Origin of the sequence: Mesorhizobium sp. M1396, assembly GCF_040317725.1 — a bacterium.
Classification (GTDB): domain Bacteria; phylum Pseudomonadota; class Alphaproteobacteria; order Rhizobiales; family Rhizobiaceae; genus Mesorhizobium.
In genome coordinates this window covers 1-10,565 of record NZ_JAMYLA010000099.1, presented here as the reverse complement: position 1 = coordinate 10,565, position 10,565 = coordinate 1, and the positions used below count along the sequence as shown (strand labels likewise).

The 10,565-nt window shown below is 63.4% G+C and carries 11 protein-coding genes; 5 read left to right on the top strand and 6 right to left on the bottom strand.

Annotation, left to right across the window (positions count from 1 at the left end; translation table 11 throughout):
• Positions 1-185 precede the first annotated feature (185 nt).
• The 5 genes from NKH02_RS33295 to betI form a co-directional block, all read right to left on the bottom strand.
• Positions 186-590 carry a DoxX family protein gene (locus tag NKH02_RS33295; RefSeq protein ID WP_352884027.1) on the bottom strand — a complete coding sequence of 135 codons (405 nt, stop codon included), beginning with the start codon at positions 588-590 and terminating at the stop codon, positions 186-188.
• 142 nt (positions 591-732) lie between these two features.
• On the bottom strand, positions 733-1,152 hold the full coding sequence (locus NKH02_RS33290; protein WP_352884024.1) for a DoxX family protein: 420 nt from the start codon (positions 1,150-1,152) through the stop codon (positions 733-735).
• Positions 1,153-1,332: 180 nt separating this feature from the next.
• On the bottom strand, positions 1,333-2,730 hold the full coding sequence (gene fumC / locus NKH02_RS33285; RefSeq protein ID WP_352884022.1) for a class II fumarate hydratase: 1,398 nt from the start codon (positions 2,728-2,730) through the stop codon (positions 1,333-1,335).
• 260 nt (positions 2,731-2,990) lie between these two features.
• Positions 2,991-3,749, bottom strand: a complete 759-nt coding sequence (locus tag NKH02_RS33280) for an SDR family NAD(P)-dependent oxidoreductase (protein ID WP_352884020.1) — start codon at positions 3,747-3,749, stop codon at positions 2,991-2,993.
• Between the two features lie 126 nt (positions 3,750-3,875).
• Positions 3,876-4,514 (bottom strand): choline-binding transcriptional repressor BetI, encoded by a 639-nt coding sequence (gene betI / locus NKH02_RS33275; RefSeq protein ID WP_352884018.1) that lies wholly within the window; start codon positions 4,512-4,514, stop codon positions 3,876-3,878.
• 82 nt (positions 4,515-4,596) lie between these two features.
• On the opposite strand from betI, the gene choX reads away from it, so the two are divergent.
• Both choX and NKH02_RS33265 read left to right on the top strand, forming a co-directional pair.
• Positions 4,597-5,535: a choline ABC transporter substrate-binding protein gene (gene choX, locus NKH02_RS33270; protein ID WP_352884016.1), complete on the top strand. Its 939-nt coding sequence runs from the start codon at positions 4,597-4,599 to the stop codon at positions 5,533-5,535.
• Between the two features lie 8 nt (positions 5,536-5,543).
• Positions 5,544-6,356, top strand: coding sequence for an alpha/beta fold hydrolase (locus NKH02_RS33265; RefSeq protein WP_352884014.1), 813 nt, complete (start codon positions 5,544-5,546; stop codon positions 6,354-6,356).
• Here NKH02_RS33265 and NKH02_RS33260 read toward each other — a convergent pair.
• Positions 6,353-7,123, bottom strand: a complete 771-nt coding sequence (locus tag NKH02_RS33260; protein WP_352884013.1) for an NIPSNAP family protein — start codon at positions 7,121-7,123, stop codon at positions 6,353-6,355. The genes NKH02_RS33265 and NKH02_RS33260 overlap by 4 nt on opposite strands.
• A 95-nt stretch (positions 7,124-7,218) precedes the next feature.
• Here NKH02_RS33260 and NKH02_RS33255 point away from each other — a divergent pair, with 95 nt between their 5' ends.
• The 3 genes from NKH02_RS33255 to NKH02_RS33245 all read left to right on the top strand — a co-directional run bounded on the left by NKH02_RS33255 (position 7,219) and on the right by NKH02_RS33245 (position 10,074).
• Complete coding sequence (locus NKH02_RS33255; protein ID WP_352884029.1) at positions 7,219-7,899, top strand: TetR/AcrR family transcriptional regulator; 681 nt, start codon at positions 7,219-7,221, stop codon at positions 7,897-7,899.
• Between the two features lie 209 nt (positions 7,900-8,108).
• Positions 8,109-9,371: a metallophosphoesterase gene (locus NKH02_RS33250; protein ID WP_352884010.1), complete on the top strand. Its 1,263-nt coding sequence runs from the start codon at positions 8,109-8,111 to the stop codon at positions 9,369-9,371.
• A gap of 49 nt (positions 9,372-9,420) precedes the next feature.
• Positions 9,421-10,074, top strand: a complete 654-nt coding sequence (locus NKH02_RS33245) for a glutathione S-transferase family protein (protein WP_352884008.1) — start codon at positions 9,421-9,423, stop codon at positions 10,072-10,074.
• Positions 10,075-10,565 lie beyond the last annotated feature (491 nt).

Sequence of the window (10,565 nt, the reverse complement as noted above, 5' to 3'; positions counted from 1 at the left end):
CCGCTAAACACGGGGGCTGCGCGACGGACACCCCGACGTCACCGCGATGCCACGCCATTTTTGCAGAACTTGACGCACACAACTGGCTCGCGCCCTTCCTCTACCCGTCGATCGGGGGAGAGATGGCTCGGCGAAGCCGAGACGGAGTGGGGGTCGACCAGCTCGGGCGCGTCTAAGCAAAAATATCAAATCGCGCCACGCCCGTCGACAGACCAAGCGCCGGCGCCGGCCATGGCAAGTGCCAGGAAGCCGCCCGATGTGGCGATGTCCTTCATCAGCATCTGCTGGTGCAGGAAGGCGAGCATCGCGTCGCCGCCACCCTGGCCGTAATGGCCGATGAAACCGGCGACAATGCAGAAGGCTGCCAGCAGCAGCGCCGCAATCCGGGTCTGGAAGCCGACCAGGATGAGCAATCCGGCGACGAGTTCGAACAGTCCCGTGCCCCAGGCGGCCAGCGTCGGCAGCGGCAGGCCGAGGCCGGCGAAATAGCCCGTCGTGCCGGCAATGTCGCTCAACGCGTGAAAACCGGAAGGCACGAACAGGGCGGCGAGCAACAGCCGGGATAGCAGAAGCAGCGCGTTGCGGGGCATGTTCACCTCCGTTGTTGGTCGAGCCGGGCGATTACAGCCAAGCCGCGATCGTAGCAGGAATCAAACCGGCTGAGACGTCTGCACCGACAACGAAAAAGCGGCGCGGAAAATTACGCGCCGCTTTCATTTCGAGGCTTGAGGTTCAGCCGCGCTTGGCGTCGATGGAGTAGGCACCGGCGCCCGATGAAGCCAGCAGCAGGAAGCCGCCAGTGATGGCGAGGTTCTTGAGGAACTGGATCATCTGCATCTGGTCGGCCCAGCCGGTGTGGGCGACCAGGCCGGTAGCGACCGTGAAAACCGCGAGCACCCAGGCCGCGGCCCGGGTTTGGAAGCCGACGAGGATGGCGAGACCACCGAGAAGCTCGATCAAGCCGACGACGATCGCCGTTACGGTCGGCAAGGGCAGGCCGAGGCTGCCGAAATAGCCGGCCGTGCCGGCGATGGCGGTGAGCTTGCCGAAACCTGAAAGCAGGAAGATGACCGCAAGCAGGACGCGGCCGAGGAGGATGGTGGTTGAGGCATTGGAAGCGCCGGAACCGGCGGCTGAAGTGTTGATGGACATGGTGGCTCTCTCCGGAAAAGGGTTGATAGCGGTGAGATAGAGCACGCGGACTGTTCACCAAAGCCGTCAGATTGGTGACACATTGTTCACAGCGCTTACATTTTCGTGATCGGACGACCTGAGCAAAATTCGCCTCGGTCAGGGTGCGACGGGAGTAAATTCTCCCCTCGCGAAATGTCCTTACCCCGGATGCGTCATGTCCTCCGGCCGCACCAGCCGGTCATAGTCGGCCTCGCTGACGAGCCCGGTCGCGAGCGCTTCCTCGCGTAGAGTGGTGCCCTTCTTGTGCGCGGTCTTGGCGATCTTTGCCGCATTGTCGTAGCCGATGGTCGGCGCCAGCGCCGTCACCAGCATCAGCGAGCGGTCGAGTGCCGCCTTGATGTTGTCTTCCCGCGCCTCGATGCCGACGACGCAATTGTCGGTGAAGGAAACCGAAGCGTCGGCGAGCAGTTGCACCGACTGCAGGAAATTGTAGGCCATCAGCGGGTTGTAGACATTGAGCTCGAAATGGCCCTGGCTGCCGGCGAAGGTGAGCGCCGCATTGTTTCCGAACACCTGAACGCAGACCTGCGTCATCGCCTCGCACTGGGTCGGATTGACCTTGCCCGGCATGATCGACGAGCCCGGTTCGTTTTCCGGCAGCGACAGTTCGCCGAGGCCTGAACGCGGGCCGGAACCGAGGAAGCGGATGTCGTTGGCGATCTTGAACAGCGCGGCCGCCGCCGCGTTGATGGCGCCGTGCGAGAACACCATGGAATCATGGGCCGCCAGCGCCTCGAACTTGTTCGGCGCGGTGACGAAGGCGATGCCCGTGATTGCGGCGATGCGATCCGCCACCCTTTCGGCGAAGCCGACCGGCGCGTTGAGGCCGGTGCCGACGGCGGTGCCGCCCTGCGCCAGTTCCTGCAGGCCGGGCAGCGTCAGCTCGATGCGCTTGATCGACGAGGCGACCTGCGCCGCGTAGCCCGAAAATTCCTGGCCAAGCGTCAGGGGTGTGGCATCCTGCGTGTGCGTGCGGCCGATCTTGATGATGTGGGCGAAGGCCTTGGTCTTGGCTTCCAGCGCCTTGTGCAGATGTTTCAGGGCCGGCAGCAGGTCGTGCACGATGCGCTCGGCGCAGGCGATGTGCATCGCCGTCGGATAGGTGTCGTTCGACGACTGGCTCATATTGACGTGGTCGTTGGGATGCACCGGCTTCTTCGAGCCCATGACGCCGCCCAGCATCTCGATCGCCCGGTTGGAGATCACCTCGTTGGCGTTCATGTTGGACTGCGTGCCAGAGCCGGTCTGCCAGACCACCAGCGGGAAATGGTCGTTGAGCTTGCCGTCGATGACCTCTTGCGCTGCCTCGACAATCGTCTTGCCGATCGAAGGATCAAGCCGCTTCAGCTCCATGTTGGCCTCGGCCGCCGCCCGCTTGACGATACCCAGCGCGCGCACGATCGACGCCGGCTGCTTCTCCCAGCCTATCTTGAAGTTGCCAAGGGAACGCTGCGCCTGCGCGCCCCAATAACGGTCGGCGGCGACTTCGATCGGGCCGAACGTATCGGTCTCGGTTCTGGTCTTTGCAGCGGTCACGGGTCTCTCCTTGTCGGCAACGGCGTATCGCGTTGCACAAACGGCTTCAAGCGGAGATTGCGGACCGCAGGGATGCAAATCGGTTGAAGGTGATCTCCTCCCTTGTGGGGGAGATGTCGCCGAAGGCGACAGAGGGGGTCGGTTCGACCGGGCGCGGCCTCCTATCGCCGCCGGAGGAGGCTGGTGCTTCACGCGCGGGGACCCCTCTGGCCTGCCGGCCATCTCCCCCTCGATGGACCCTCGAGGGGGAGAAAAGCATCTCACCCCGCCGTATAACCACCGTCGATCGAAAAAATGCCGCCGCTGGTCCAGGCCGCCTCGTCGCTTGCCAGATAGACCGCGATGCCGGCCAGATCGTCGGGGCGGCCGATTCTGCCGAGCGGATAGCTGCGCTCGACATAGGCCTTCAGTTCCGCCTTCGCCTCGGCCGGCAAATTGTCGACTGTCTTGCGTCGCATGGCTGTGTCCACCGTGCCGGGCGCGATGGCGTTGACGCGGATGTTGCGCGGCCCAAGTTCGAAGGCCAGCGATTTGGTCAGCGAGTTCAACGCGCCTTTCGACAGGGAATAGAGGCTCGAGGGCCGCTTCGGGATCATCTTGTTGGCGAAGTAGGACGAGATGTTGATCACCGATGCGCCGGCTGGCAGATGCGGCAGCAGGCCCTGGGTGAGGAAGAACACCGCCGTCACGTTGAGCGCGAAGGATTGCTGGAACTGCTCTTCGCTGACAGTTTCGAAGGGCACCAGGAAAGCCACCCCGGCATTGTTGACGAGGATATCGAGCGGCCTAGCGGATTTTTTCACCCGCTCGACGACGGCCGCGATGCCGGCCGAGGCGGCGAGGTCGGCCGACAGCGTCTCGACATTGCCGCCGAGGTGGTTGCGGGCAGCGTCGAGCTTTTTTGTGTCGCGGCCGACGATCAGGACGTCCGCACCCTCGCGCGAAAAGGCTTCGGCGATCGCCAGGCCGATACCGTCCGACCCGCCTGTGACCAGCGCGCGCTTGTTGTGAAGTCTCATTGGACGCTCCGAGGCAGCTTTGGCACGTCGAGAGAGCACCGTACATTGGCGGCTGCGGTCAAGCCGTTAGCCTATCCCACGGTATGAACTTCGACCGCTGGCGACCGGCAGGCCAGCCGGACCGGTTTACGCGCCGACGGTCGCAAGCTCCCGCAGGGCCAGCCGCCCGGCGACATAATTCTTGACCTGTCGGACCGCCTGTTCGCGCGAGACGCTGCCCGGCTGCAGGCCGAGCCGCAGCCAAAGCCCGTCGATCAGCGCAGTGACGCCAAGCGCGATGTCGTCGGCATCCGCTGGCGAGGCGAGGCCGCGCAGGCCGGACAGCAGGTTCGAGCGCATGCGCGCGTGGATCACCCGCTGGATACGGGCCATCTTCTCGTCGCGCGGCACCTCGGCGCAGAGCGAAAGCCAGGCGTGGCAGAGAGGAGGCTGGAACAGATGCTCTTCGAAATTGCCCTCGATCACCGCATCCATGCGCTCCATCGGCGTATTCGCCCGGCGAAGCCGCGCGATCACCGCCTGGCACAGGACGGCGTTGGCCTCGCGCATCGCGTGCTCGAACAATTCCTGCTTGTTGCGGAAATAGTGCAGCACGATCCCCTTGGAGGCTCCGGCCTGGGCCGCCACCTTTTCCAGGGTGGCACCGGCAATGCCTTCGCGCTCCAGCACCGCGAAGGCGGCCTGCCGCAGTTCCTTGCGGCGTATATCACTGAGACGCTTGAGTTTCACGGGTTCGGTCCATGCATTGAGAATCCACGTTGACATTTTCGCCCGCTCAGATCAAGAATTGACCCATGGGACAATAAAAAGACCAATTGGTCAATTTGAGACAATGAGGAGAACCGAGATGTTCCGCATCCTTGCAAATGGCGTCTGTCTTGCCGTTTTGGCGTTGGCCTCTCCTGCGGCCCAGGCGGCCGAGGCCGAACAGTGCAGGACGGTCCGCATGGCCGAGCCCGGCTGGAACGACCTTGCCTTCACCACGGGGGTAGCCAATGTCCTGCTGGAGGCGCTCGGCTATCAGCCGCAAAGCCAGGTTCTTGGCATCAACGTCATTTACGAGGGTATGAAGAACAGGGATCTCGACCTGTTCCTGGGGTACTGGGACCCGGCGATGGTCACCTATTATGAGCCCTACAAGAAGGACGGTTCAGTCGAGAATGTGCGCGTCAACCTGGAAGGCGCCAAATACACATTCGCCGTGCCGACCTATGTCTGGGACGCAGGCGTCAAGGACATCTCCGACCTGCACAAGTTCGCCGACAAGTTCGGCAAGAAAATGTACGGCATCGAGCCCGGCTCCAATCAATTGATGATGGACGCCATCGCCGATTCGGCCTTTGGCCTGGATGGCTGGCAGGTGGTCGAGTCGAGCGAAGCCGGCATGCTTTCCGAGGTCGGCTACGAGATCAAGGAGAAGCAGTTCATCGTCTTCCAGGGCTGGGCGCCGCACCCGATGAACACGATGTACGATTTCAAATATCTGACCGGCGGCGACAAGTTCTTCGGCCCGAATTTCGGCGCCGCGACGGTGACGACGCAGGTGCGCAAGGGCTATCCGCAGCAATGCCCGAACGTCGCACAATTCCTCGGGAATCTCGTCTTCGATATCGATTTCGAGAATGTCGGCATGGGCTATCTGATCAATGACGGCATGAAGCCGGAGGACGGGGCGCTGAAGGCGATTGCGCTCAACAAGAACCGCCTCGATGCCTGGCTCGCCGGCGTCACCACCTTCGACGGCCAACCTGGCCTTGCCGCCGTCAAGGAAAAGCTCGGCCTGTGAGGTCGGCGGTGCTGGATGCTTTGCCGGACCAGGACGCCTGGGCTGGCCGCAAACAATTCGTCACTGTCGGCGATCTTGACATCGCCTATGTCGAGATATCAGGCACCGAGCCGGCGCTGCTGTTGGTGCACGGCTTCACCGACACCAGCCGCGGCTTTTCGCTTCTTGCGCCGCATCTGGCCGGCCGCCGGCTGATCATGCCGGATCTGCGCGGCCATGGCGCCTCGCAAGCGGGCAAGAGCTACGGCATCGCCGATTTTGCCGGCGATATTGCCGCGCTGATCCAGAGTTTACGGCTCGACCGGCCGGTCGTCGTCGGCCATTCGCTGGGCGCCATGGTGGCTATCGCATTGGCTGGGCGACACAAGGAACTCATCGGCGGGCTGGTGGTCCTGGCCGGCACGTTGAAGCCCGATTTCGCGCCGGATCATCCGCTGGTCGCCGGCGTCCAGGCCTTGCGCGACCCGATATCGCCGGCCGATCCGTTCTATGCCTGGTGGCATGCCTGCCGGCCCGGCGTGCCCCCGGCCTTTCTCGCCGGCCTGGCGAAAGACGCCTCCACGATGCCGTCATTTCGCTGGCGCGCGATCCTTGAGGAAATCCGCCGCGCCGATCTGACTGATGCGGCGCAAGCCGTGCAGGCCCGGACGCTGATCGTCGCCGGTGCGTGCGACCCGCTGTTCGGCGAGGCGCACCAGCAGGCATTGCTGCGCGCGCTCCCAGAAGCCGCCTTCGTCCGGGCCGAGACTTGCGGCCACAACCCGCATTGGGAAGATCCAGCCCTTGTCGCGAACGCCATCATCGAAGCGTTTGAAGTCTAATGCCCGACCAGCGATCGCGAGGTGGGCGACAGCCGCAATGTCTCCGTTGGTTTGGTCAGGCCGAACTGTGCGGCCTGCCATGCCGGCGAGGCAGCGAGGGCGGCTCTGTCGCGGGCATGCGCCTCGGCGCTGGCAAAACCCATGACGGACATGAAGATGTTTTCATCAGCCCGTACCGGCAGGCGCGGAAAACTGTTTTCGGCATGCTCCGAGACGAAGGCGGCGAGCAGGCGTGCGCCTTGTGCCGTCATCAGCGGCGCTATTTTGGCCCCGAAGCGCTCGGCGAAATCAACCTCTGTGCCGGGCTGTAGATGATGAATCTGGATGACAACGATGCCGGTCGGCGGCTTGTTTCGAATGGACTTTTCGTCAGCGGCCAGACTCGGCCGTTGCGCGCCCGCTAGGTCGAAGCCGGCGCCCGGCCACGCGGGCTTGAGCAGCAGCACGTCGTCGGAATCGATCATTGTCGCGTTGGCCGCATGGCCGTGCGCCGCCCAGACCGGACCGCCATAGAAAGCTGCGAGAGCATTTTTTCGGGCGTCCATGCCATCGAAGCCGCGCATCCAGACGAACATGTCCGGGCGATCGAGATCCCGGAACTGGCCGATGATGGTCATGCCGGCGTCCTCCTGGCCCTCGATCAGCCTGCCGTCGAAGATGTCGATGAGCGTATCGCGCCGGCCGGGCTTCAGCGTGTACTGCCTCAATTCGACGACAGGCGAGGCGAGCACCGCGGGTTTCGGCTCGGCATTCAGTAGCATGCTCATCCAACTCTCCTCAAAAACAGGGTGATCATCCTGTTTACAAACAGACGGGTTGTCCTGTTTTGTCAATATGCTAGAGTTCGGCAATGTCAGCAGAGATGACCGTTCGATCAAAACCACGCCCGCGAAAACGCATCAACGACCCTGACGGCATGCGCAAGAAAGTGCTCGATGTCGCCGAGGTCGCGTTCCAGGCGCGCGGCTATCACGCCTCCAGCCTCGGCGATCTGATGGCGGCGGCGGGCGTCAGCGGCGGCGCGCTGCATCACCATTTCCCGACCAAGAAGGCGCTGGCGCTGGCGGTGATCGAGGAGCGGGTGGCGGCAGCGGTCGAACAGACATGGATCGCGCCGGTGCTGGCGGCTGCGTCGGTGCGCGAGGGCGTGCGCGCGGTGTTCGAGGCCGTGGCGGCGGAACTGGAGCAGCAGGGTTTCGTGCGCGGCTGCCCGCTCAACAATCTGGCGCACGAACTGTCGCTCGCCGATCCGGATTTCCGGATTGCCCTTGCCGGTATTTTTGCGCGGTGGAGGCAGGCGATTTCCGACAAAATGCGAGCCGACCAGCAGGCGGGAAGGGATGAGGGCACGGATCCCGAGCGCTTCGCCGCGCTGGCGGTCGCCGCCTATTCCGGGGCGATGTCGATGGCCAAGACGGCACAGGATGCGAGCGTGCTGCGGGATTGCTTGGCGGGACTGGAGCGGAGCGCGCTGTCGTCATCGCAGGGCGGACTGGCAGCCAGGCGACGCCGCAGGGTGCTGCTGCGACCGAGAACCGTTTGATGTCGCAGCGACAGGGAGATATCAACGCGCCGCTTTGACTTGGCGCTCCGGCTCTAGCTACCGCGCCAGTGGCTTGATCGTCCTATAGCCGATGGATGGCGGCAAGGAGAGGCGCTGGACGGCCGGCCGCTCTCCATGCTGAAATTCAGCCCATGATGAATAGCCGTTCGCCTGGATTGTTTTCTCGTCGCAGCTTTTTGGCGCAGGCCGTGGGTCTTGCCGCGGCCGGCGCTTTGTCGCGCCCGGCATTCAGCCAGACCGGCCAGCGCGTCCAGTCCATCGACGCCACTTTCCTGTTCATCGCCGATGTCCATGCCTGCCGCATGGCGAGCGGCTTGAGCCCCAACTGCCTGCAGGAAGGCAAGACCGACGCCGCCCTGCTGCGCAACGTGGCAGTGCTCAACGGTCTCGTCGATAAGGACTGGCCGGCCGAGATCAACGGCGTCGCCACCGGCCTGCGCTCGGCGGCCCGCCGCATCGGCACGCCGCTCGGCCTTGTCGTCGGCGGGGACATCACCGACGATGGCGGCGGCCAGATCACCCAGCCCAGCGAGGGCACCCAGCTGCTCCAGTTCAGCCAGCGCTACCAGCAGGGCGTCGGTCCCGATCGCGTACACATGCCGGTCTATGTCGGGCTCGGCAACCATGATCTCGACCAGAACGGACCGCCGCGCCACGTCGACTGGTACCGGCGCGAATTGCGCGATTATGTCGAGGTCAATCATCGCGCCGGCGTGTTCTTCAAGCCGCCGGTGCCGGCCACCGACTATGATATCGATACCGACTGCTATTCCTGGGACTGGGGCGGCCTGCATCTGATCCAAACGCATCGATTTGCCGGCGACACCGGCCACGGTGCCGAGAGCAGCCTGCCATGGCTGAAGCAGGATCTGGCGACCTATGCGGCGGACGGTCGTCCGGTCATCCTGTTCCAGCACTATGGCTGGGACACTTTCTCGATAGAACGCTGGGATGCCGCCAAAAGGCGCTACGACGATGACGGCGCTGGCGCGCCGCATTGGTGGAGCGAGGCCGACCGGCAGGCGCTGCTGGCGGCGCTCAAGGGCTACAATATCGTCGGCATTTTCCATGGCCACCAGCACGACACGCCGCTGACCTATCGCAGGGATGGGCTCGATCTGTTCAAGCCGAAGGCTGCCTTTATGGGAGGTTTCGCGCTGGCCAGGGTGACCAGCGACGGCATGGACGTGGTGCTGAGCGAGGCGACCGGTGATCATGGCGAGGTCGCCTTCACCAATGCTTCAGCAAGGGCTGGAGCACATGAAAAAGGCGGCCTTCGCGGCAGGCCTTCGCGGCCGCCTTTCCCGCATCTCCTGGGAGTTTTGAATTCGGAGGAATTCATCCGCGGGAGGCTAACGAGCCGGCGTCGGTTAGGTTCCAGCCGTCGCCCGGGCGGCAGATCAGGTCGTGCTTTAGCCTCCCCGAGGCAAGGTTGGCGAGCTAGGCTGTGACCAAGCGCCGACCAAAGGATTGCAGGTGATCGTGCGTGCGGGGAGAAAAATGGCTGAATTCACGCTCTTCATCGGCAACAAATGCTTCTCCTCATGGTCGCTGCGCCCATGGGTGGCGATGAGGCATCTGGAGATCCCGTTCGAGGAGGGTTTCGTGCGGCTGCGCACGCCGGAGACCTTTGCCAATCTGGCGAAAGTGTCGCCGACCGGCCAGGTGCCCGTCTTGAATCACAATGGCAAAATCATCTGGGAAACCCTTGCCATCCTTGAATACCTGGCTGACCTGTTTCCCGAGAAAAAACTCTGGCCGGCCGACATCGACGCCCGCGCGCTGGCGCGCTCGGTGGCGACCGAGATGCATTCCGGTTTTCGCGAGGTCCGCTATGGCTGGCCGATGAATTTGCGCAGGCCGAAGGGCCACAAGCCGCTAGACGTCGAGGGCGAACTACAGCGCGAGCGCATAGAGACGATCTGGCGCGAGTGCCGGGAACAATACGGCAAGGGCGGTCCGTTCCTGTTCGGCCATTTCACCGCGGCCGACGCCATGTATGCGCCGGTCGTCACCCGCTTCGACACCTATGGCGGCACGCTTGCGCCGGATACACGCGCCTATGTCGACGCCGTTCTTGCCACCCCGGCGATGCGCCATTGGTATGCGGAAGCGGCAAAGGAGACATGGCCGGAACCCGGCCCGGATGAATGAGCTTCTTCCCTGGTCTGGTCGCCCGAGTGGCTTTCGAAGATATAGGAGACTGTCGCATCCGCGTGATGTCGCCGGCAAGGTCCGGCTGGAAGCCGCAGCTCGGCGCCGCCGGGGAGGATGCCGGTCAGCCGGTTCTCCATACAAGAACGCCCCTCGCACGTTTTATTGTACGGGAGGCGTCCTTTGTGTCAGCGTCCCTGAGATCGCTCTCTGAAACTGCTGACAATCTTAAATGCACGGGCGCGAAATTGGTTCCCCGAAGGCTGCTATTTTTTGAGGGAACAGGGGCGCCTTGGTTTCCGTGTCGAATCCGCGGGCGAATGGACCCTTGCCAGACAGCGTTTGCATCGAATCTTGGTGAGAGGAACAGGGCAATCGGGTGAGTTAACGCGTGACAAGGGGTTTGGGAGCTGAATCTGTCGAGAGCATCTGATTCTTTGGAGGATGCTTTGGATGGACGATGTGGCTTGCGATGCCGGTGCGTTGTCGGA